Origin of the sequence: Brevundimonas aveniformis DSM 17977 (assembly GCF_000428765.1) — a bacterium.
GTDB lineage: Bacteria > Pseudomonadota > Alphaproteobacteria > Caulobacterales > Caulobacteraceae > Brevundimonas > Brevundimonas aveniformis.
Window position 1 is genome coordinate 753,061 of record NZ_AUAO01000001.1, and the last position, 21,945, is coordinate 775,005.

The 21,945-nt window shown below is 65.6% G+C and carries 23 protein-coding genes; 6 read left to right on the forward strand and 17 right to left on the reverse strand.

Translation table 11 applies throughout. From position 1 onward, the window contains the following. Positions 1–43: 43 nt before the first annotated feature. Together G391_RS0103945 and G391_RS0103950 are read right to left on the reverse strand one after the other, a co-directional pair. Positions 44–562, reverse strand: a complete 519-nt coding sequence (locus G391_RS0103945; RefSeq protein ID WP_029086368.1) for an FKBP-type peptidyl-prolyl cis-trans isomerase — start codon at positions 560–562, stop codon at positions 44–46. Beyond that, positions 543–1,745, reverse strand: coding sequence for a threonine ammonia-lyase (locus tag G391_RS0103950; RefSeq protein ID WP_029086369.1), 1,203 nt, complete (start codon positions 1,743–1,745; stop codon positions 543–545). The genes G391_RS0103945 and G391_RS0103950 overlap by 20 nt, the downstream gene beginning before the upstream one ends. 128 nt (positions 1,746–1,873) lie before the next feature. Between G391_RS0103950 and G391_RS0103955 the strand changes: the two genes are divergently transcribed. Continuing rightward, positions 1,874–2,386 (forward strand): hypothetical protein, encoded by a 513-nt coding sequence (locus G391_RS0103955; protein ID WP_029086370.1) that lies wholly within the window; start codon positions 1,874–1,876, stop codon positions 2,384–2,386. Here the strand turns inward: G391_RS0103955 and G391_RS0103960 are convergent. The 3 genes from G391_RS0103960 to G391_RS0103970 form a co-directional block, all read right to left on the reverse strand. After that, positions 2,383–2,994 (reverse strand): M23 family metallopeptidase, encoded by a 612-nt coding sequence (locus G391_RS0103960; protein ID WP_029086371.1) that lies wholly within the window; start codon positions 2,992–2,994, stop codon positions 2,383–2,385. The genes G391_RS0103955 and G391_RS0103960 overlap by 4 nt on opposite strands. Before the next feature lie 161 nt (positions 2,995–3,155). Further along, positions 3,156–3,710 (reverse strand): M23 family metallopeptidase, encoded by a 555-nt coding sequence (locus G391_RS15080; RefSeq protein WP_245572028.1) that lies wholly within the window; start codon positions 3,708–3,710, stop codon positions 3,156–3,158. Between the two features lie 279 nt (positions 3,711–3,989). Next, a complete protein-coding gene (locus G391_RS0103970; RefSeq protein ID WP_029086372.1) occupies positions 3,990–4,979 on the reverse strand; it encodes a helix-turn-helix transcriptional regulator in 990 nt (329 codons plus the stop codon). Positions 4,980–5,048: 69 nt separating this feature from the next. Between G391_RS0103970 and G391_RS0103975 the strand changes: the two genes are divergently transcribed. Then, complete coding sequence (locus G391_RS0103975; RefSeq protein WP_051257098.1) at positions 5,049–5,300, forward strand: hypothetical protein; 252 nt, start codon at positions 5,049–5,051, stop codon at positions 5,298–5,300. Positions 5,301–5,496: 196 nt separating this feature from the next. Here G391_RS0103975 and G391_RS0103985 read toward each other — a convergent pair whose 3' ends face one another. The 7 genes from G391_RS0103985 to G391_RS0104015 all read right to left on the reverse strand — a co-directional run bounded on the left by G391_RS0103985 (position 5,497) and on the right by G391_RS0104015 (position 10,987). Then, positions 5,497–5,904: a DUF1801 domain-containing protein gene (locus G391_RS0103985; protein WP_029086374.1), complete on the reverse strand. Its 408-nt coding sequence runs from the start codon at positions 5,902–5,904 to the stop codon at positions 5,497–5,499. 3 nt (positions 5,905–5,907) lie between these two features. Next, positions 5,908–7,428 (reverse strand): acyltransferase family protein, encoded by a 1,521-nt coding sequence (locus tag G391_RS0103990; RefSeq protein WP_211226465.1) that lies wholly within the window; start codon positions 7,426–7,428, stop codon positions 5,908–5,910. Positions 7,429–7,622: 194 nt separating this feature from the next. After that, the gene (locus G391_RS0103995) at positions 7,623–9,038 is read right to left on the reverse strand and encodes an NAD(P)(+) transhydrogenase (Re/Si-specific) subunit beta (RefSeq protein ID WP_029086376.1); all 1,416 of its coding nucleotides are present in this window, start codon (positions 9,036–9,038) and stop codon (positions 7,623–7,625) included. Further along, complete coding sequence (locus tag G391_RS0104000; RefSeq protein WP_029086377.1) at positions 9,035–9,328, reverse strand: DUF202 domain-containing protein; 294 nt, start codon at positions 9,326–9,328, stop codon at positions 9,035–9,037. The genes G391_RS0103995 and G391_RS0104000 overlap by 4 nt, the downstream gene beginning before the upstream one ends. Then, complete coding sequence (locus G391_RS0104005; RefSeq protein ID WP_029086378.1) at positions 9,325–9,648, reverse strand: NAD(P) transhydrogenase subunit alpha part 2; 324 nt, start codon at positions 9,646–9,648, stop codon at positions 9,325–9,327. Before G391_RS0104005 ends, G391_RS0104000 begins: the two co-directional genes overlap by 4 nt. Next, positions 9,648–9,857, reverse strand: a complete 210-nt coding sequence (locus G391_RS0104010; RefSeq protein ID WP_029086379.1) for a hypothetical protein — start codon at positions 9,855–9,857, stop codon at positions 9,648–9,650. Before G391_RS0104010 ends, G391_RS0104005 begins: the two co-directional genes overlap by 1 nt. Beyond that, complete coding sequence (locus G391_RS0104015) at positions 9,854–10,987, reverse strand: Re/Si-specific NAD(P)(+) transhydrogenase subunit alpha (RefSeq protein WP_029086380.1); 1,134 nt, start codon at positions 10,985–10,987, stop codon at positions 9,854–9,856. Before G391_RS0104015 ends, G391_RS0104010 begins: the two co-directional genes overlap by 4 nt. A gap of 194 nt (positions 10,988–11,181) precedes the next feature. Between G391_RS0104015 and G391_RS0104020 the strand changes: the two genes are divergently transcribed. Both G391_RS0104020 and G391_RS0104025 read left to right on the forward strand, forming a co-directional pair. Beyond that, on the forward strand, positions 11,182–11,784 hold the full coding sequence (locus G391_RS0104020) for a DUF4360 domain-containing protein (RefSeq protein WP_029086381.1): 603 nt from the start codon (positions 11,182–11,184) through the stop codon (positions 11,782–11,784). A 62-nt stretch (positions 11,785–11,846) separates the two neighbouring features. After that, positions 11,847–12,518 (forward strand): DUF4360 domain-containing protein, encoded by a 672-nt coding sequence (locus tag G391_RS0104025; protein ID WP_029086382.1) that lies wholly within the window; start codon positions 11,847–11,849, stop codon positions 12,516–12,518. Here the strand turns inward: G391_RS0104025 and G391_RS0104030 are convergent. Continuing rightward, positions 12,515–12,763 (reverse strand): aa3-type cytochrome c oxidase subunit IV, encoded by a 249-nt coding sequence (locus tag G391_RS0104030; protein ID WP_029086383.1) that lies wholly within the window; start codon positions 12,761–12,763, stop codon positions 12,515–12,517. The two genes, G391_RS0104025 and G391_RS0104030, sit on opposite strands and share 4 nt — an antisense overlap. Positions 12,764–12,833: 70 nt before the next feature. After that, the gene (locus tag G391_RS0104035; protein WP_029086384.1) at positions 12,834–13,799 is read right to left on the reverse strand and encodes an NAD-dependent epimerase/dehydratase family protein; all 966 of its coding nucleotides are present in this window, start codon (positions 13,797–13,799) and stop codon (positions 12,834–12,836) included. Positions 13,800–13,878: 79 nt separating this feature from the next. Here G391_RS0104035 and G391_RS0104040 point away from each other — a divergent pair, with 79 nt between their 5' ends. Together G391_RS0104040 and G391_RS0104045 are read left to right on the forward strand one after the other, a co-directional pair. Continuing rightward, the gene (locus G391_RS0104040) at positions 13,879–14,688 is read left to right on the forward strand and encodes a Rossmann-fold NAD(P)-binding domain-containing protein (protein ID WP_029086385.1); all 810 of its coding nucleotides are present in this window, start codon (positions 13,879–13,881) and stop codon (positions 14,686–14,688) included. Positions 14,689–14,736: 48 nt separating this feature from the next. Continuing rightward, on the forward strand, positions 14,737–17,016 hold the full coding sequence (locus G391_RS0104045) for an NADP-dependent malic enzyme (RefSeq protein WP_029086386.1): 2,280 nt from the start codon (positions 14,737–14,739) through the stop codon (positions 17,014–17,016). On the opposite strand, the gene G391_RS13750 is transcribed toward G391_RS0104045, so the two are convergent. The 3 genes from G391_RS13750 to G391_RS0104060 are packed head-to-tail and all read right to left on the reverse strand — an operon-like array spanning position 17,013 to position 21,938. After that, positions 17,013–18,755 carry an AmpG family muropeptide MFS transporter gene (locus G391_RS13750; protein ID WP_051257100.1) on the reverse strand — a complete coding sequence of 581 codons (1,743 nt, stop codon included), beginning with the start codon at positions 18,753–18,755 and terminating at the stop codon, positions 17,013–17,015. The two genes, G391_RS0104045 and G391_RS13750, sit on opposite strands and share 4 nt — an antisense overlap. A gap of 37 nt (positions 18,756–18,792) precedes the next feature. Beyond that, positions 18,793–20,325, reverse strand: coding sequence for a response regulator (locus G391_RS0104055; protein ID WP_029086387.1), 1,533 nt, complete (start codon positions 20,323–20,325; stop codon positions 18,793–18,795). A 41-nt stretch (positions 20,326–20,366) separates the two neighbouring features. Beyond that, complete coding sequence (locus tag G391_RS0104060) at positions 20,367–21,938, reverse strand: YifB family Mg chelatase-like AAA ATPase (protein ID WP_029086388.1); 1,572 nt, start codon at positions 21,936–21,938, stop codon at positions 20,367–20,369. Between the last annotated feature and the right edge of the window lie 7 nt (positions 21,939–21,945).

The window sequence follows — 21,945 nt, forward strand, 5'->3', positions numbered from 1 at the left end:
GTCCAAGCGAATTGAGCCGGCAGGCCTCTCGGCGAGGGAGCATCTAGCCCTGTTGTGCGCCCGCCGGCGTGCCGCCCGGGACGGGGGCCACGTTCAACAGCTCGATCTTGAAGACCAGCACGCTGTTGGGCGGGATGGGGCCGGAGCCCTCGGCCCCATAGCCCTCAGCCGGCGGGACCCACAGGGTCCATTCGTCGCCGACGCGCATGTGCGGGATGGCCTCTTCCCAGGCCGGGATCAGCCCGTCCAGGGCAAAGGAGGCGGGCCGGCCGGCCTGATAGCTGGAATCGAATACGGTGCCGTCGGTCAGTCGGCCCTCATAGTTGACCATCACCAGGTCGTTGGAATCCGGCTGGGCCGCATCGGGCGATCCGGCGCGGTCGACGCGGTACTGAACCCCGGACGGCAGGGTTTCGACGCCGGCCTGACGACCGTTCTGTTCCATGAAGAAGGCGGCGGCCTCGGCGCTCTGGTCGTCAGAGCCGCCCATGCCTCCCGAACAGGCCGACAGGATCGACAGGGCCACCAGACCCACGAGCGCCTTACGGCTGTTTGAGGACATAGCCTTTTTTCTCCAAAGCCTTGCCGATTTCCTCGGCATGATCGTCGTCGCGGGTTTCGACCTGAATGTCGTATTCGGCCCCCTTGACGGGCACGTCGAGTGCCAACCGGTTGTGATGGATGTCGATGATATTGCCGCCCATCTTGCCGATCACGGCGGTCATGCCGGCCATCATGCCGGGCCGGTCGTCGCCGACGATCCGATAGGTGACCAGACGGTGCTCGCGCACCAGCTCACGGTTCAGAACCATGGCCAGGATACGCGGGTCAATGTTGCCGCCGCACACGACCAGCCCGACCTTCATGCCCTTGAACCGCTCGGGATAGCGAAGGAGCGCCGCCAGACCGCCGGCCCCAGCCCCCTCCACCACGGTCTTTTCAACGGTGGCATAGAAGGCGACGGCCTGTTCAAAGTCGGCCTCGTCGACGACCAGCACATCCTCGATCAGGGGGTTGCCCAGGGCGAACGGGATTTCGCCCACGGCCTTGATGGCGATGCCCTCGGCGATGGTCTGACCGCTGCATTTCGGTGGCTCTCCGGCGCGCCGGGCGGTGAAGGACGGATACATGGCCGCCTCAACCCCGAAGATGCGAATGTCGGGCTTGAGCGCCTTGGCCGCGATGGCCGAGCCGGCGATCAGGCCGCCCCCGCCGATCGGAATGATGAGAGCGTCCAGATCCGGCGCGTCCTCAACGAATTCCAGCCCACAGGTGCCCTGACCGGTGACGATGCCCTCGTCGTCGAAGGCCGAGACGAAGATGTAGTCATGCCTGGCCTGAAGCTCGCGGGCGTGGTTGGTGGCCTCGGTGAAGTCCGCGCCCTTGATGACCACCTTGCCGCCGTAGCGTTCGGTCTTCTCGATTTTTACGAAGGGCGTGCCCTCGGGCATGACAATGGTGACGGGGATGCCCAGTCGGCTGCCGTGATAGGCCAGCGCCGAGGCATGGTTGCCGGCCGACGCCGCCACGACGCCGCGCTTGCGCTCTTCGGGGCTGAGCTGCGACAGGCGATTACAGGCCCCGCGCTCCTTGAAGGACGACGTGTAGTGCAGATTCTCGAACTTGAGCCAGACCTCGGCCCCGGTTAGTTCGGACAGCTTGCGGGAATAACGGGTCGGGGTGCGGTCTACATGGCCGGCGATACGCTCGGCGGCGGCCTGGATGTCGGCAAAGGTGACGCTCATGGGCGCGGACCCTAGAACCGAGTGCGGGCCGGCACAACGGCCTGTTTGCCGTCAGATCATTTCCCGAAACCTTGGCTTTCGCGGCGCGTTGGAGTTTGATTGCTCCCCTGTCTGAAACGGAGGCCGCCATGCCCGCCCATCGTCATCTCGCCCTTGCTGCTGCCCTTGGGGCGGCTTCGATCCTCGCGGGCTGTGCGACGGGTCCAGCGCCCGCGTCCAGTGTCGCGGTCTTTGACGCGGCGGCCTTCGCCTGGTCAGCCGTTCCGGGTGACAATGCCATATCGGGCCGGGTGGCCTATGTCGGCGGGGGGCGCAGCTGGTCGTGCGCCGGCTCGGTCGGGCTGACGCCCGAGACGCCCTGGACCCGTCAGCGGTTCCAAACCCTGTACGGCTCGACCCAGCGCGCGGCGATTCCGGCGGCGATTGTGCGGGCGCGCAGCGTCACCGAGGCCAGCGCCGACTATCAGGGGTTCGTACGGTCCGAGACGTGCGACAGCCAGGACCGCTTCCGCTTTGACAATCTGCCGGCGGGCAACTGGTTCGTCATTGTGCCGGTGACGGATGGCGGGTCCGAGCCGGTCGTGCTGATGCGGCGCGTGACGACCCGTGGGGATCAGATCACCGACGTCACGCTGGACTAGGCCCGCTCAGGGCCGCGCAGTACGAACTGACGGCCCAGATACTCCACAGGATTGAGCTTGGTGCCGCGCCGACGCACCTCGAAATGAAGGTGCGGCCCGGTTGAATAGCCGGTCGAGCCAACACGCCCGATCTGCTGGCCACCATCGACCTCGACCCCGGCGGTCATGCCGCGGGTGATCTCGCTGAGATGACCATAGAAGGTGGTCAGGCCGTTGGGGTGGCGGATCTCGACGAAGTTGCCGTAGCCACCGTCATAGCCGGAGCGCACGACGACCCCTTGCGCCGAGGCCAGAACCGGAGCGCCGGTCGGGGCGGCGATATCGACGCCCTGGTGCATGCGCGGGGCGGCTTCCCCGACCAGATGGCGAATGCCGTAGTTGGAGTTGATCGGCCGGTTCGCCACGGGACGTTCGAAGGTCATCACGCGAACCATCGGCGTTGGGCGCGCCACAACGGGCGGCGCGATCGGCTGGGCGTTGTCGGGGATCACTTCCAGCTCAACGGCACTCAGGGCCTGGGGCGCGGCGGCCGTCGCCAGGGCGGCGACCATGGCGAGGGTTGAGAGTTGACCAAAGCGGTACAGCAGAGATTTAGCAGTGGAAACCATGGAGGAGGATCGGTCTTCTTGCGGTGACGTCGGCCCGCGATACGCACGCAGGACGATAGCCGGGTGGGCCGAAAAACAGTCGGCCCCGGTGTTGCCGGGGCCGAAGAGCGGCGGCTGTTAACCCATCGGTAAGGATGAATCAACCCGCAGGGGATTTTGGATCAGGGCTGGAAGGCCGGGGTCAGGGTGCGGAAGGGGCCAAAGGCCACCGGCGCGCTGGCGAAAAAGGCGGGAGCGTCCCACGAGCCGTCAGCGTCGGGGGCCACGTTCTGAAGGGCAAACGACCGGCCCAGGAAATTCTCGGGATTGATCTGGCGACCTTCGCGGCGGATTTCGAAATGCAGATGGGCCCCGGTCGAGCGACCGGTCGAGCCCACGGCCCCGATCTGATCGCCGGCGACCACGACGTCGCCTTCGCTGGCAACGATCCGGCTCATGTGAGCGTAGAAGGAGGTGACGCCGTTGGCGTGCTGGATTTCGACGAAACGTCCATAGGAGCTGGACGTGCCGGTGCGGATCACGCGCCCATCGGCGGCGGCCAGGATCGGCGTGCCGGAGGGGGCGGCGTAGTCCAGACCCTCATGCATACGGGCCCGGCGCTCGAACGAGAGGCGGCGCAGGCCAAAGCGGGAATTCGTTTGATAACCGACCACCGGCGCAGAAAAGGCGATGGTGCGAACGGCGAGGGTTGGGGCGTCAGCGACGGTATCGGTCACTTCCGAGGCCTGGACCGGGGCGGCGAAAACAACCGCGGCGGCGGCGAGGCCCGTTAAGGAAAATGCCTTGAAACCGTTCGAAATCAAAGAGGACAAGCCCGCGCTCCGGCTGTAGTTCTAGGTCAGTCGAGTGGGGCGGAACGCTCGGGAACCGCGAAAAAGCCGGGAAACGTTCCCGGCTCGTGGTTGTCTATGCCCGGCTGGCGACGCTGACAGAACCTGACGGAATGTCGCACCCCGGGAACCAATTGTCGCAGTTTGGATTGGCGGCCGGTAATCTTAAGGGCCCGGATGGGCGCGCTGGGCCGCCGCCAGCGCCTCCTGCATGGCCTGTTTCAGACGTTCCGGCTTCTCGATCCGCACACCCTCGCCCCAGGTGAACAGATGCCAGGCCAGCTCGCGCATGCCGCTGGCCGAGAACCGCACGGTCAGCGACCCATCGGGGTTGTCGCTGAGGGTCTGGGTCGGGTGGAAACGCCAGACCCGGGCCTCATCGACCGCCTGGCCTATTGGCAGGATGGTCAGCTCCACGTCCTCGACGCTGTCCTGATAGATGCCAAAGGAGCGATTGGCGAAGGCGGTCAGGTCGAACCCTTCGGGTGGGGCGGCTGGTCGATCCATCACCTGAACGCCCTGGACGCTGTCGAGGCGGAAGGTCTTGGGGCTGTCCGAGCCGATCTCGGCGGCCACCAGATAATTGGCCCGCCCGAACATCAGGCCACACGGGGCGACCTCGCGCCGCTCTCCCGGACGTGAGCCGCGATTGTAGATGAAGCTGATGGCGGCCCCGGCCATGATGGCGTGGCGAATGGCGGCCAGGGTGGTTTCGTCCTCGAAGGGGCGCGGCCCAGCCTGAACGGCGATGGTTTCGGCGCGCACCAGGGCCTCCAGATCCGGGGCGATCCGGTTCAGGGCCGTCGACCGCATGGCCGAGCGAATCTTGAGCTCCAGCGTCTCAAGCGCCGTGGCGCGACCGGCCTCACCCTGACGACGCAAGCCTTCGGCGGCCTTGGACAACTCCAGCAACTCGGTCGTCGTCGGGGCCTGCTGGAAGGCAGACAGCCCATCGCGGATTCGCCAGCGTTTGGTCGGGGGATCCGACACCTCCTCGGCCTGGGGAAACAGATACAGCACCGCATCGCGCAGACGCTCGGCCGTTCGCCGCCCGACCTCCAGATCGCGGGCCATCTCGTCCAGCGTCAGGCCCTCGGCAGAGGCGGCCATGCGCCGTGCCAGGTCCAGAACAATGGCTGCCTTGTCGTGTCGCATGATGGAACGTCCGATTCTGTCGTGTGTTTATTCTAGGTCTGTTCTCGTTGATCGCAAGGAGAGATCGTCATGGCCCATTCACTGCTTCGCTCGCTGGTGTCGCGCGGACCCCGGATCATCCGTCGCCTGGACGGTCTGGTGGTGACGCCCTGCGAAGGGCCAGATCGCGACCTGTGCGTGGTCTGGGACCCGATCGAGGAGCAGATCGTCGATGTGGTACCGGCCTCACGCGTCGGGCGCTATGCCGAAGAAGACGATCTCTGGGCCGAGGCCCGCAACTGGGGCCGTCAGGCCGAGCCCGCCTTCGCGGCCGCGGCCTGATGGCCTATCTGATCGCTTTCGCCGTGCTTCTGATGGCGTTCGGCGGCCTGCAGACACTCATCTGGGCCATCGCTATGGCGGTCCAGATGGTGGTGTGAGCCGCGTCGGCCCTGGCGGGTCTGGCCGGCATGGTCTGGGTGGCCCTCGTCGATCGTCCCGCCGTCGTGCGCCTGTGGCGCGAGGCTGGGGATCGCCATCAGCCGGTTGGATAGCGCGCGCGCATATCGGCGACGCTGGCCTCGACGATTTCGCGCAGCACAGCCTGGTCTACATCGGCCAGCTTCTTGATGTAGAGGCATGACACGCCGGTCGTATGCTTGCCCAGGCGCCCCATCTTCTCGTCCAGATCGGCCGAGCCCATCACATAGAGCACCATCTGCGCCTTGCGCGGTGAGAAGCCGGTGATCGGCCAGTCGCCCGTCGGGCCCTTGTAGCTGCCGTAGCCGACAATCGACGGCCCCCACATGACAGCCGTTTCGCCGGTGATCTCGTCCATCATCGCGCGCACCACCTCGGCGTCGGCGCGCCGGGTCGGGTTTTCAACGGCGGAGATGAAGTCATCGACCGAGGCGTCGGTCGGTCGGGTCTTGGGTTCGCTGGCCATGACCTATGAAGGCTGAGAACGGCGCTTCAGCCAAGCGGAAACTGCATCTCGTGCCGGGGTTTCGATGAGGCGGTAGGACAGGGACGCCAACCAGACGACAAGCCCGAGAAAGCCCAGCGTCAAAAGGTCGTTCAGCCAGACTGACCCCAGATCGATGCGCCGGTCGTGCATCAAGTCCAGCTTGCGGGCGGCGATCACCATCAGGGTGATGATGAACATGTGGATCAGATAGATGCCGTAGGAAATGTCACCCAGCTTGACCAAGGGTTCCCAGGTCAGGGCCTTGGCCACCGGACCGCGATCTCCGGCCAGAACCCAGACCAGCGGGGCAAAGACCAGCGAAGCCAGGACCGTCCACGGCCCGACCGCGACCCAGATGAAGGCCAGGGCAGCCACGATCAGCAGGGCTTCCAGCCAGCCCCGGCCCGCCGGGGGCCGCCAGGTCCAGGCACGATAGACGATGACCCCCAAAAAGAAGCCGTAGAGCGCGCGCGCCCAACCGGTGCGCCAGGTGGTGTTCATCCACGCCGCCCAGGGCTCGGGCGGCGCATAGATGATCAGGATCGCCAGTCCGAAAGCGGCCAGGACCGCCGCCAGGACCAGGCTCCACTTGCGCCCCCACAGGATCAGGCCGGTGAAGACCACGTAACAGAGCATCTCGGCCGAGACGGCCCAGGCGGGGCCATTCCACGTCTGGCTATCCTCGGTTCCCAGGGACTGGATCATCAGAAGGTTGGTGACGATGCCGCCCGGTGCCCGGTCGCCGGTGAAGGGCGGCACGCTGTCAAAATGGGTGGTGGCGCGCACCACCTCCAGCGCCACGAACGCTCCGAGCATGACCGCGTGCAGGGGCCAGACCCGCGCCACCCGCTTGATCAGGAAGTCGCGCGCCTGTCGCCCGTCATTGATCCGTTGCCCATAGGAATGGGCGATGACGAAGCCGGACAGGACGAAGAAATAGTCCACCACCAGATAGCCGTGCATCACCAGCGGCAGGTCGCGCAGATGGCTGGCGACCGGCAGGTGGAACAACACCACAAACAGCGCCAGCGCGCCGCGCAGCGCGTCTAGCGCGAGGAAACGGGGCTGGGCCGCAGCGTGGGTCATGGCACCAACTCGCGCCTCTCGGTGCTCTTGCCAAGCCCGACCGAGCTGAAACGGTCGGTGTTGGACGCCGTTCGCCGGATAAAAATCGTCAAGGAATGCAATGTAGCGCCGAATGGATGGGTTGCGATAGACGCGGGCGAATATGTAGTCCCATCGGTCTGCGTCCCTCGCGCTGAGGGTTCGGTCGAAGCCAAAACCGGCAACGTCATCGAGCAGGGAGAGCAACCGATCAACCTTGCGCTCATCTTCGGCGGAGGCGAAGCCGTTTGCTGTATGCTCGATTGGGTACTCAAATTTACCCCATTCAATCGACAAGAAGGCCGACTGGACATCGTCGCTGCGAAACCGCTCCCAGACCCGGAATGAGAACTCTGCCGAACGCGTTCGCGCGAGATCTAGATTCGCGCGTACGGACATGAACAGCGAAACTAGGGCAGCGATTAGGCCAATGATCGACAGTATCTCGAAAACAGAGATACGACGGACGATCTGAAACCCTGTCGTTGGATCAAAACTGATCCAGGTCACTACAGAAGCCAACACTCAATCGGTCCCTTGCGATCCCCTCGACCATCTTCTTGGCATCCGCGAACAGCATCCCTGCGGATGCCTCACAGCCCCTTCACAATCCCCTCGACCATCTTCTTGGCGTCGGCGAACAGCATCATGGTGTTGTCGCGGAAGAACAGCTCGTTCTCGACGCCGGCGTAACCCGCGGCCATGCCGCGTTTGACGAACAGGACGGTGCCGGCCTTTTCGACGTCGAGGATGGGCATGCCGTAGATGGCGCTGGTCGGATCGGTCTTGGCGGCGGGGTTGGTGACGTCATTGGCCCCGATGACGAAGGCGACGTCGGCTGATGAGAACTCCGAGTTGATGTCCTCCAGCTCGAACACCTCGTCATAGGGCACATTGGCCTCGGCCAGGAGTACGTTCATATGGCCGGGCATCCGGCCGGCGACGGGGTGGATGGCGTATTTTACCTCGACCCCCTCCTCCTTCAGCTTGTCGGCCATTTCGCGCAGGGCATGCTGGGCCTGGGCCACCGCCATGCCGTAGCCGGGGACGATGATGACTTTCGAGGCGTTTTTCATAATGAAGGCCGCGTCGTCGGCGCTGCCCTGCTTGACCGGACGCGTCTCGACGTGACCCTCGCCAGCAGACCCGGCGTCGCCGCCGAAGCCACCCATGATCACCGAGAAGAAGTTCCGGTTCATTCCCTTGCACATGATGTAGCTGAGGATGGCACCCGAGCTGCCCACGAGGGCACCGGTGATGATCAGGGCGATGTTCTCCAGCGTGAAGCCCAGGGCCGCCGCCGCCCATCCCGAATAGGAGTTCAGCATCGACACCACGACGGGCATGTCGGCTCCGCCGATCGGGACAATCAGGGTCACCCCCAGGATCAGGGCCAGGATGAACACGCCCCAGAAGGCCCAGGTGGCGGTGCCGCCCGAGCCGATCATCACACCGATCAGCAGCACCAACCCCAGCGCCAGGCCGATGTTGATCAGGTGGCGCGCCGGCAGGATGATCGGCGCGCCGGACATATTGCCGTTGAGCTTGGCAAACGCGATGACCGAGCCGGTGAAGGTGATGGCCCCGATGGCGACGCCGAGGGAAAGCTCGATGATCGACAGGGTCTTGATGCCGCCCGACGCCGTGGCGATGTGGAAGGCCTCCGGCGCATAGACGGCACCCACCGCCACCAGACAGGCGGCCAGGCCGACCAGCGAGTGGAAGGCGGCGACCAGTTGGGGCATCTGGGTCATGGCGACCTTGTGCGCGATCAGGGCACCGATCACGCCCCCGACCGTTACACCGCCGGCGATAAAAGCCAGGGTCGTCAAATCCAGCAACCCTTGCGCGAACAGGGTCAACAGGGTGGTGGCGATGGCGATGGCCATGCCGATCATACCGTAGAGATTGCCCTGTCGGCTCGTCTCCGGGCTCGACAAGCCGCGCAGGGACAGGATGAACAGGACGCCTGAAACCAGATAGGCCAGGGCGGCGATCGAGGCGTTCATTCAGGACCATCCGTTTCGATATGGCTCTGGGTCCGGCTAAGCCGCCAGATGGCCAGAGGGATGTAGATCAGAGCCAGGGCGGCCAGCATCCAGTCGATGACGGTGCGCTCCGGCTGCATGGCGACGCGCGCCAGCACACTGCCGAAAATCAGGACAATGGCGGCATCGAACAGGCGCTGACGACGAATGGGGTCGGCGCGCTGCAACAGGCCGGTCACGACCAGGCCGAAACCCAGGCCGGATACGGCCCAGGTGATCCAAAGCAGCCAGTCATCAGTCGAGGCCGTCATGCCTTGGGCTTTTCCTTCTTCTTGTACATGGCCAGCATGCGCTGGGTGACGAGGAAGCCGCCGAAGATGTTGACGCTGGCCAGGGCCGCCGCGACCGCGCCGGCGCCTTTGGCGATCCAGCCGTTGACGCCCTCAGCCGATCCAAGGCTGGCCGCCGCCGCGATCAGGGCCCCGACGATGATCACTGAGGAAATGGCGTTGGTCACCGCCATCAGGGGGGTATGCAAGGCCGGCGTTACCGACCAGACGACGTAATAGCCGACGAAGATCGCCAGCACGAAGATCGCCAGGCGAAAGATGGTGGGGTCTACGGCGTCCATCAGGTCTTTCCTCGGTTGCGCGGTGCGGCGGGGTCATCAGGGGGCTCGAGGCCGAGGCGGCGAGCCAGATCGATGGCGCTCATGAAGGCGAGCCCTAACGCGCCGACAAGCAGCGTGTCGCCCTTCGCGGTCCAGTAAGCCACAGCAAAGCCGACCATGCCGGCGGCGATCGCGAGCAGGTGCAGCGGGTGGCGGAGCGCGGCCCTCACCCCTTCACCCCCTCATGCACGATCTCGCCGCGATGGGTGACCACGGCGGCCTTGAGGATTTCGTCGTCCAGATCCAGCGCCAGCGCCCCGTCCTTGATCAACAGGCCCGAGAAGGCCTGGAGGTTGCGGGCATAGAGAGCCGAGGCATCCGCTGCGATCCGGCCTGGCAGGCTGGCCCAGCCGACGATCTTCACCCCATTGGCGGTGGTGACGATCTGGTCGGGCTTGGAGCCCTCGACGTTGCCCCCGGCCTCGACCGCCAGATCGACGATGACCGAGCCGGGTTTCATCGAGGCGACGTGGGCGGCGGTGATCAGTCGGGGTGCGGGACGGCTGGGGATCAGGGCGGTGGTGATGACCACATCCTGTTTGACGATGTGGCTGGCCGTCAGCTCGGCCTGTTTGGCCATGTATTCGGCTGACATCTGTTTGGCGTAGCCGCCGGCCGTCTCGGCGGCCTTGAACTCTTCGTCCTCGACGGCGATGAACTTGGCCCCCAGGCTTTCGACCTGTTCCTTGGAGGCGGGCCGCACGTCGGTGGCCGTGACCACGGCTCCCAGCCGCCGAGCCGTCGCGATGGCCTGCAGGCCGGCGACGCCCGCGCCCATGACAAAGACCTTGGCCGCCGCGATGGTGCCGGCGGCGGTCATCATCATCGGAAAGCCCTTGGTGTAGGCGTGGGCCGCCTCGATCACCGCGCGATAGCCCGCCAGATTGGCCTGGGACGACAGCACGTCCATGACCTGGGCGCGGGTGATACGCGGCACGAATTCCATGGCAAAGGACGTGATCTTGCCCTTGGCGAGAGCCTGGACCGTGTCCTTCTCGCGCCAGGCGTCGAGCATGGCCACGACGACGGCCCCCGGCTTTAGGGCCGCGATCTCGGGGGCGGTCGGGCCACGCACCTTGAACAGCACATCGGCACCGTCCAGGGCGTCGTGGACGTCCTTTACAACCGTAGCCCCTGCTTCCCGATAGGTTTCGTCAGGAATCGCCGATCCAGCCCCGGCACCCGCTTCGATGCGAACCTGAGCGCCGGCATCGACCAGCTTTTTGGCCGTCTCGGGCGTGATGGCCACGCGGGGGTCTTCCGCGCGACGCTCGCGTGTACAGGCGATGACGACAGCCAAACGCGCCTCCCTGATCAATCTGGCTTGTGACGTTAGGCGCGTTCGCACAGGGGCGTAAAGGGCCGTTCGGTTGGGGTGGCATTCACCATGGTGAACCCGCGATAACCGACCCTCTCAAAACGCGTTCAGTCAGCGACGGCGATTGTCAGCGCGTCGCCAAGCCGGCGATGATCCCCTTTTCTGGAACGCCCCCGATGAAAGCCCTGATGATCTCCACCGCCGCCGTCGCGCTTGTCGCCGCCGCCGGCTCTGCCCACGCCCAGAGCGGCATTGCCCTGGGAACGCCCGCCTACGGCGGCACCGGCTGTCCGGCCGGTTCTGTCTCGGCTGCACTCAGCCCTGACAATACCTCGCTCAGCCTGCTGTTCGACCAGTATGTGGTTGAGGCCGGCCAGTCGGTCGGCCGCAGCTTCGACCGCAAGAGCTGCAACATCGCCATCCCCGTCCATGTGCCCAACGGCTACAGCGTCTCGGTCCTGGAAATCGACTATCGCGGCTACAACAGCCTGCCGCGCTCGGCCCAGTCGCAGTTCAACGTCGAATATTTCTTCGCCGGTCGTCAGGGCCCGCGGTTCACGCGCACCTTCAACGGCGCGATGGATTCGGACTTCCTGCTCAACAATACCCTGGTCGCCTCGGCGGTCACCTGGTCAGCCTGTGGCGAGGACGTGATCCTGCGCACCAACTCGTCGATGCGGGTCCAGACTCGCGGCGGAGCCGACGCGATGGCTACGGTTGACTCCCAGGATGTGAACGCGGCCCTGGTCTATCACCTGCAGTGGCGCCGTTGCCGCTAGGGCGGTCCCTTGTTCATCGGGTCGGTGCGACCGACCGTTCTCTAGCTGGAAAGAAACATCCCATGAAACGGTCGGTCGCATTTACCGGTCTGATTGTGGTCCTGGCGGCGGCCTCGAGCGTCGCCGCACAGGGTCGCCCTGGCCAGGGCCGTCCGGCGGTCGAGGCACGTAGTGCTTGCCCCACCGGCGCCTATTCCGTGGTTCAGTCGCCCGACGGTAGCTCAGTCACGGTCCTGTTCCATGACTTTACGGCAGAGGTGGACGGCTCAGGTCCGGCGCGTGCCCGCACGACCTGCCGGATCCAGATTCCAATGGCGGTACCGACGGGATACGCCCTGAGCCTGAGCAGCGTTGACTACCGCGGCTTTGCCTTGCTCGGACAGCGCCAGTCGGCTGATATCGTCGTGGACTATGAAGTTGGACGCGGCAATCGCGCGCCGCGTTTCCAGCGGCATCTGCAAGGTGCTCGCGAAGGTGACTTTGCTTTCACGGACCGCCTTCCGCCGGGGCGCCTCCGTCAGGCCGGCTGTGGCGCGCGCGGCGCACCGGGCCCGATCCTGGCTATCGACGCATCTCTCACGCTCACTTCAGCCGGCGGTGAAGGCCAAGCCTTGGTCAGCCTAGATTCCGCCGACCAGACGGCGACGGGGGCTCTACAGTACCGGTTTGTTGCCCGCCCCTGTTTGCCCCGTGGAGGCCGGCCAGGAAGCGTTGCAGAACTAACGTCCGACTAGGGCTCGATGTGCTGCGGCTTGCGCAGGAAATAGATCCCGACGGCAAGAAGCACGAAGGTGGCAAAGCCGGCTCCAAAGAAGTTGCCGCGCGGGTACAGCCACATGGTGAAGAACAAGACGACCGCAGCGATGGCCAAGGCCAGCCACTTCGACATGCCGAGGAAGCCGAGATAGGTCTTTTCCTGCTCCTCGACGTTCATTTCGCCGCGGTGGTAGTCGCTGTCTTTTGAGGCGGGGCCGGCCATTGGGCGGTCTCTCCAGGGGGTCAGAATTTGCGCGGGACTATAGCGGCGGATTGCGTCGGCTCAAGCCCGGTCAGCTGTAGAAGCTGCGGTACCAGTCGACGAAGCGCGGAATGCCGTCCTCCAGCTTGACCTTCGGGTCATAGCCCGTGAGCGCGTGCAGGGCCGAGACATTGGCAAAGGTGGCAGTGACATCGCCGGGCTGCATGGGCTTCATGATCTTGATCGCCTCACGCCCCAGCGCCGATTCCAGGGTCGAAATCATGTCCATCAGACCGATGGGCCGGCTGTCGCCGATGTTGAGGATTCGTGGCTGATCGCCCGGCGGGGGCCGATCCAGCACCCCGACGATGCCGTCGACGATATCCTCGACAAAGGTGAAGTCGCGCGCCATGCGGCCTTGGCCGAACACCTCAATCGGCTCGCCGGCGAGGATCTTCCGGGTAAAGCTGAAATAGGCCATGTCCGGCCGACCCCAGGGACCATAGACGGTGAAAAACCGCAAACCCGACAGCGGCAGGCCATAGAGCCGCGCATAGGAATGGCTCATCAGCTCATTGGCCTTCTTCGTCGCGGCATAGAGCGAGACGGGTGCCGAGGTCGGATCGGTTTCGGAAAAGCCCGATCCCTCCAGCGGCCGGTCGCCATAGACCGAGCTGGATGACGCGTAGACCAGGTGCTCGATCTCATTGTGCCGCGCGGCCTCGAGCACGCTGAGATGGCCGGCCAGATTGGCCTTCTGGTAGGCAAAGGGGTTCTCAATCGAATAGCGAACTCCGGCCTGGGCGGCCAGGTGGACAATCCGCTTGGCGCCGCTGTCGCTCACCAGGGCCGCCAAGGCCTCGGCGTCGGAGATGTCCATTCGGACCATGCGAAAATCGGGGCTGGCTTCCAGCCGGGCCGCGCGGGCGGGCTTGAGCGCCGGATCGTAATAGGTGTTGAAGTTGTCGACGCCGACGACGGTTTCGCCTCGATCCAGCAGGCGCTGGACGGTGTGCATACCGATGAAGCCGGCGGCCCCTGTCACAATCACGGTCATGGCCGCTTCCTAGAGGCAAGCGGCCCCGGCGCAAAGCCCCGTGCTTGTCGTGCGGGCCGGGTGGGTCTAGCCAAGGGGTATGCCGACCCTTCTGATCTATGGGCTGGGTTACCTGGGCGAGGCCGTGGCGCGACGCGCCGGTGAGGCCGGCTGGCGTTTGCGCGCCACGTCGCGCAATCCGGATCGCGGCCTGATCGACCCGACGGATGCCGATGCCCTGGGGACCGCCTTGTCAGAGACGGATGCTCTGTTGGTCACCGTCGCGCCGACATCCGAGGGCTGTCCAGCCCTGGCGACCTTGGGCCCTCTGCTGGCGGCCCATCGGCCCGGCTGGATCGGCTATGCGTCCTCAACAGAGGTCTATGGTGATCGGGGCGGGGGCTGGGTTTTCGAGGATTCTGCCCTGAATGCGGCGTCAATCGCCGGAGCCCGCCGCGTCGCCGCAGAACGTGCGTGGGCACCTTTCGGCGCCCACCTGTTTCGACTGCCGGCCATCTATGGGCGCGGTCGATCAACCCTTGATCGACTGCGGGCGGGAACGGTGAAGCGGGTTCACAAGCCGGGCCAGGTGTTCAACCGCATCCACATCGGTGATGCCGCAGCCGGTGTGATGGCTTCGCTCGAGCGTCCGAATCCGGACCGTGCCTATAATCTGACGGATGACGACCCGTCCTCGATGGACACGGTGATTCTCGCCGCCTGCGCGCGCCTCGGGATCGAGCCGCCGCCTCAGACCGATCTGGACGACCCGACGGTGTCCGAGATCATGCGAGGCTTCTATCTTGATTCCAAACGCGTCTCGAATGCGCGGGCCAAGGCAGAACTGGGTTGGCGACCGGCTTGTCCGACCTGGCGCGAAGGGCTGGAACGGCTTTTGTCCAAGCCTTGATCATCCAGCCGGTTGAGCCTCGCGCGCGAGAGGGCTAAGCCTCGCTTCATGCCCCATAGCACCGACAAGCAGTTCTTCACCGAAGACGAAGCCCTCGATTTCCATCGCCTGCCGCGTCCCGGCAAGCTGGCGGTCCAGCCGACCAAGCCGATGGCGACCCAGCGGGACCTGTCGCTGGCCTATTCGCCGGGCGTCGCCGTACCGGTTCTGGCCATCGCCAAGGATGAGGACCTCGCCTACGACTATACGTCCAAGGGCAATATGGTCGCGGTCATCTCCAACGGGACGGCCATCCTGGGCCTGGGCAATCTGGGGGCCATGGCCTCCAAGCCGGTGATGGAGGGCAAGAGCGTCCTGTTCAAACGCTTCGCCGACGTCGACAGCTTTGACGTCGAGGTCCAGACCACCGACCCGGACGAATTCGTCACCGTGGTCAAGAACATCGGGGCCACCTGGGGCGGGATCAATCTGGAGGACATCAAGTCCCCGGAATGTTTCGTCATCGAAAGCCAGCTCCAGGATCTGCTGGACGTGCCGGTCTTCCATGACGACCAGCACGGAACCGCCATCATCTCGACCGCCGGCCTGATCAATGCGGTCGAGATCGCCGGCAAGAAGCTGGAAGACGTCAAGGTCGTGCTGGTCGGGGCCGGCGCGGCGGGCCTGTCGTCCATCGGCCTGATGAAATCCATTGGCGTGAAGGCTGAAAACACCGTCATCGTCGACCGCGACGGCGTCCTCTACAAGGGCCGCGCCAACGTCGACCAGTGGAAGGCCGCCCACGCCACCGACACGCCGCACCGCACGCTGGCCGAGGCGATGGTCGGGGCAGATGTGGTGCTGGGCCTGGCCGCCAAGGGTGCCATCACCAAGGAGATGGTCGCGACCATGGCGCCCAAGCCGATCATCTTCGCCATGGCCAATCCCGACCCGGAAATCACGCCCGAAGAGGTGCAGTCGGTGCGCGACGACGCCATCATTGCCACGGGCCGGTCGGACTATGCCAACCAGGTCAACAATGTGCTGGGCTTCCCCTACATCTTCCGGGGCGCGTTGGATGTGCGGGCCCGGCAGGTGAACCACGAGATGAAGATCGCCTGTGCCCGCGCCCTGGCCCAGCTGGCGCGCGAGGACGTGCCCGACGAGGTCGCCATCGCCTACCGAGGGCGCAAGTTGAAGTTCGGACCCGAGTACATCATTCCCACGCCCTTTGACCCGCGGCTGATCTGGTACATCCCGCCGTTCGTGGCCCAGGCGGCCATGGATACCGGCGTGGCGCGCAAGCCCATCGAGGACATGGAGGCTTACCGGACCGAGCTGCGCCAGCGGGTCGATCCGTCCGCCGCCCTGATGCAGAAGATCTCGTCCGCCGTCCGCGCCGCGCCGAACAAGCGGGTGGTCTTTGCCGAAGGCGAGGAGCCCCAGGTGATCCGCGCCGCCTACGGCTTCAAACAGGCCAATCTGGGCACGCCGATCCTGATCGGGCGAGAGGAACTGATCCGCCGCAATGCCACCGAGGCCGGGCTGAACTTCGACGAGCTGGGCATCGAGATCACCAATGCCAAGGTCTCTCACAAGAACGCCGTCTACACGGACTGGCTGTTCGAACGTCTGCAGCGGCGCGGCTATCTGCGCCGCGACGTCCAGCGGATGATCAATCAGGACCGCAACTATTTCGGGGCCACGATGTGCGCCCACGGCGACGCCGACTGCATGGTCACCGGCGTGACCCGCAACTTCAACATGGCCCTGCGCGAAGTGCGGCGCGTGCTGGATGTCACCGACAGGATGATCGGCATGTCGATCGTGCTGGCCAAGGGGCGCACCCTGTTCGTCGCCGACACCTCAATCCACGAGCTGCCGACCGCCGAGGATCTGGCCGAGATCGCCGTCAAGGCGGCCAATACGGTCAGGAAGCTGGGCCGCCAGCCGCGCGTCGCCTTCCTCTCCTATTCGACCTTCGGCAACCCGCCGGGCGACCGGTCCGAGAAGGTTCGTGACGCCATCCGCATCCTCGACAGCATGGGCGTGGACTTCGAATATGAGGGCGAGATGCCGCCGGAACTGGCGCTGAACCCCGAGGCGCGCGCCAACTATCCGTTCATGCGTCTGTCCAAGGATGCCAACGTCCTGGTCATGCCGGCGATCCACTCAGCCGCCATATCGACCCAGCTGGTCCAGGCCCTGGGGGCCGCGACCGTGATCGGGCCGATCCTGGTCGGCCTGGAGAAGTCGGTCCAGATCGTGCCGCTGGGCGCGTCCGTGACCGAAATCATCACCGCCGCCACGTTTGCTGCCTACGAAGAGAGCGTGGTCGAGGAGGACTAGGTCGCCGTCTCGGCCTTTTCCGCCTCTGTCCGCGTGCGCGCCTCGGCCTCAACCGCCGGCTGACGCTTGGCGACATAGAAGGCCAGAAGGATGGCGAAGACGCCGAGCACCGTCGAATAGATAAAGAAGGTGACATAACCCGCGCCCAGGCCGGCCGGCGACACGCCGCTGGTCTGGGCGCCGGCAACCAGCGACCCCTCCGGGAGGCGCGCGAACAGGGATTTCAGGCCAGACAGAAATCCCCCCTCATCCGCCGAGCGGGCCGAGGCCTCGACGATGCGTCCGGATTGCGAGGCGATAATCTTGCCGGGCAGGGCGTAGAGCGAGGTGAACAGGGCGTATTGGGTGGCCGTAAAGCCGATGGACGTCAGACTCGACATATAGGCGATCAGGGCCGTGCCGGCGTAGCCGGTGGCGACATTGTCAACGCTGATGGCCACGAACAGGGCACTCAGATCATGTCCTTGGGTGGCGAGCCAGGCGAAGACGATATTCGAAACCGGGCTCATGAAGGCACCGATGACCATGGTTCGGATCAGACCTAGCCGTGCCACCGACCATCCGCCGATGATGACGCCGAGGCTGGTGGCGATAACGCCGAAGACCTTACGCACCTCGGCAATCTCGATCAGGCTGAAGCCGAGGTCCTGATAGAAGGGGTTCATCAGGTTCAGGACGAAATCCGCCAGACGGTAGCAGCAGATCAGCGCCAGGATCGGCAGAGCCAGCTTCCCGAAGCGACCGAAGAAGTCTTTCAGGGGTGCCCCGAACGACCCGGCCAGATAGGCGCCCGGCCGAGTCCGATAACCGGGAAGCGGCCAGCAGGCGGCGGTCAACAGGGCGAAGCCGCTGATGACATAGACAAACTGTGTCAGAACCCCGCCCAGTTCACCGGCTTCCAGCGAGGAGGCAATCGCCGCGCGCCCGCCCTCGCCAATGACCGGCCCGATCAGCCAGATCAGAGCGTTGGCGCTGTCGGTCAGGCCCGAGCCGATGATCACTGCGGAAAAGGCGAGCAGCGCCACCCGGATCGTCCACTCGAGGATCTCCGCCGGCGGATTGGAGGGAATATCCCCCACAGGAATAGGGCGAATTACGTGCTGCTTCTCGCGCGGAGCAAAGAGCACAGCCAAGACGCCGACCCCCATCAGGGTCGCCATCACCGCATAGGACAGGTTCCAGTTATAGAGCTGCGCCAGGACCAGCGGCACGACGCCCGCGACGATCAAGGCGACGCGGTAGCCGAGCTGATAGGCGGCGGCCATGGCGCCCTGTTCGCTGTCGTCCGAGACCTCGATGCGCCAGGCGTCGATGGCGATGTCCTGGGTTGCACCGAAGAAGCCGACGATCAGGGCAAAGAAGGCCACCGCCGCCAGAGACGTCTGGGGGTTGGAGGCCGAGATCAGCCACAATCCCACCACGATGAGCAACTGCGTCAGCAGCATCCACGACCGGCGGTGTCCCAGCCAGGCCGTCAGGAAGGGGATCGAGGTGCGGTCCAGCAACGGCGCCCACACGAACTTCAACGCATAGGTCAGCGTCGCCAGACCGAAGAAGGTGATGACCTCAAGGGTGATCCCCGCCTCGCGCAGCCACGCGGTCAGGGTGTCGTAGATCAGCAGGTTCGGGAGGCCTGATGCGAAGCCGAGCAACAGCATGACGAACACCTGCCGCTGGCCATAGACCTTGATGGAATCCCACCAACCTAGGCGCTCGGTGGTTCCGGTGTCGTTCGTCATGCGAGAAGGCCCCTCAATCAGGCGCCCCCGCGCCGTGTCAGGAGGCCAGCTTTACCCGACTGTCGCGGTTCGTCCAGCGGCCCAGAGCGGCGCGGAGCTGTTCGACGTCGACCGGCTTGGCCAGATGGTCATTCATCCCAGCCTCCAGACAGGCCCGACGGTCCTCGGAAAAGGCATTGGCGGTCAGGGCGATGATGGGCGTCTCATCGCCCTTTTCACGCACCACCCGCGTCGCCGTCAGGCCGTCCATGCCGGGCATGCGCATATCCATCAGCACCAGATCGTAGCGGGCGCGGGCCATGGAGGCGACGGCCTCTTCGCCGGACGCCGCCGTCTCGACCGAACAACCCTCACGTCGCAACAGGGTCTTGGCCAGCAGGGCATTGACTGGGTTGTCCTCGGCCAGGAGCACGCGCAGGCCCGCGAAGGTGGGCGAGGCTACGCGCTCATCGTCGCGGGTGGTCGTGTTGACCGGGGCGGTTCTGAGAATGGCCTGGACCCGCTCGGCCAGAGAGGCGCGGCGCAGGGGCTTGATCAGATAGCCGGCGAAACCGTGGTCGCGATACCGCTGGATCAGGTCACGATCCTGGGGACGTAGAAGAATAATGCCGCGACCGCCGGCTGGGGCGGCTGCCAATACCGACCCTGCGACAGGTGCGTGATCGACCAGGACGACGCCGCAGCCGGCATCGTCGCCCGCCCCGATGGGTCGGGCGGTTCCGCCGCAAGCCTGGATGTGGGCCGCTGTGGCCAGGCGGACAAACGGATCTTGCGACTGCACACAGACCTGAAGGCCATCCAGTGGCCGGCCCCGGTCGGGCTGAGAGTGGGGAGCGGCCTCGAATGCCGCCTCGACAAAAAACCGGGCCCCGCCGGCGGCCGCCGTTTCCACCCCGGCCTTTCCGCCCAGGCCGCGCGCCAGCTTGTCGACGACAGCCAGTCCCAACCCCGTGCCGCCATGCCGGACGGCATCGTCGGCCTGAATATGGCCGAACTGTTCGAAGATGCGCCGGCGCGCCTCGACCGGCACACCCGGCCCGCTATCCTCGACAACGAACCGCAAGATCGGTCGGTCGTCCGGCCCTCCGGCGCGTTCGATGCCGATGTGGACGCCACCGGTTTCGGTGAACTTGACGGCATTGCCGGCCAGGTTGAACAGGATCTGACGCAGTCGTCCATCATCGCCCAGCACGTCCGGCGCGTCCGGCGAGACGGTCCAGACGATCTCCAGGCCCTTTTCGTGGGCCTTGGGGCTGAGCAGTTCGGCCACGCCCTGGACCAGGATTTCCAGATCAACCGGGGCGCTTTCAAACTCGACCTTGCCGGCCTCCAGTCGGGCGTAGTCCAGCAGGTCATTGACCAGGCCCAGCAGATGTTCGGCGCTGTCGCGGGCCGCCTGGGCATAGGCCTTCTGAGCCCCATCCAGGCGCGTGCGCGACAACAGGCCCAGCATACCGATCACGCCATTGAGCGGCGTGCGCATCTCATGGCTCATCAGGCGCAGAAACTCCGCGCCGGATTCATCCGCTTCAGCCCTGGCGGCTGTTGAGGTCTTTGCCTTTCTGGCCATGACGCCTCCCGCTCTTGAGGCCCCATGATGCACAGATGGGATTAACGGGCGGTCACGGTGGCCCGAGATTCTGTGGACAGGGCCGGCGCGGTTCCCTCATGTAGCGGTCGCCGGTAGGCCAGGGCTTCGGCGATGTGGCGGCGCAGGACGCCACCGCCGCCTTCTAGATCGGCAATGGTGCGCGCTAGCCTGAGCGTGCGGGTCCAGCCCCGCGCGGTCAGGTTCCCGGCCTCCCCGGCCCGGATCAACAGGTCGCGGCCCGGCGGGTCCGGCGTAGCGATACGGTCCAGCGTCGGGCCGGAGGCGCGCGCGTTCAGGGCTTCTGAGGGATCAAGACCCAACTCCCGACCGCGTTCGGTGGCGATCTCGCGCGCGGCGGCGACGCGGGCGGCGGCCTCGGCGGTACCCTCGACCGGCGGCGGCAAGGCCATGTCGGCGGCGGTGACAGCGGGGGCCTCGACCTGCAGATCGATGCGATCCAGCAAGGGCCCGGACAGACGGCCCTGATAGTCGCGCTGGCAACGCGGGGCCTTGCCGCAATGGCCTTTGCCAACACCTCCGACTCCACATCGACATGGATTCATGGCGGCAACGAGTTGGAACCGGGCCGGGTAGCGCACATGGGCGTTGGCGCGCGCTACCGTTACCTCACCGGTTTCCAGCGGCGTTCGCAGCGAATCCAGCGCCTGGGGCGTGAATTCGGGCAGTTCATCGAGAAACAGGACGCCATTGTGGGCCAATGACACTTCGCCCGGCTTGGCCTTGAGCCCGCCGCCGGTCAGGGCGGCCATAGAGGCGGAGTGGTGCGGGCTACGAAACGGTCGGGCCGAGGTGAGGGCTCCCTTGGCGATCATCCCCGCCAGCGACCAGACCATCGAGGTTTCCAGAAGCTCCGCCGGTGTCAGCGGAGGCAACAGCCCCGGCAAACGGGCGGCCAACATCGACTTGCCCGACCCCGGTGGCCCGACGAACAACAGATTGTGCCCGCCCGCCGCCGCCACCTCGAGGGCGCGCTTGGCCATGTCCTGACCCTTGACGTCCTTCAAGTCCGATACGGCCCCACCGGTCAGGGCCGCCCCGGGCCTGGGGGCCGTCATGATCTGGGTGCCGCGGAAATGGTTGACGACAGAAATCAGCGAGCGCGGTGCCAGTATGGCCAGATCACCGGCCCACGCGGCTTCAGGCCCATTGGCCTCGGGACAAATCAGGCCCAGGCCCATGGCCGAGGCGGCGACCGCCGCCGGCAGGGCACCGGCGACCGGCGCGATCCGACCGTCCAGCCCCAGCTCGCCCACTGCCGCCCAGCCGTCGAGCGCATCAACCGGCAGGATGCCCATCGACGCCAACAGCGCCAGGGCGATGGGCAGGTCGAAATGGCTGCCCTCCTTGGGCAGGTCGGCCGGGGCCAGATTGGCCACCACCCGCCGCGCCGGAAAGGCCAGGCCGATCCCGGCCAGGGCCCCGCGCACCCGTTCGCGGCTCTCGGCCACGGCCTTGTCGCCCAGGCCGACGACCTGAAAGCTGCCCTGCATCCCGTGGGTCGAGGTGACCTCGACATCGACGCGCCGGGCCTCAACACCTTCAAAGGCGACCGTGACAACCTTGGCGAACATCTCCCGC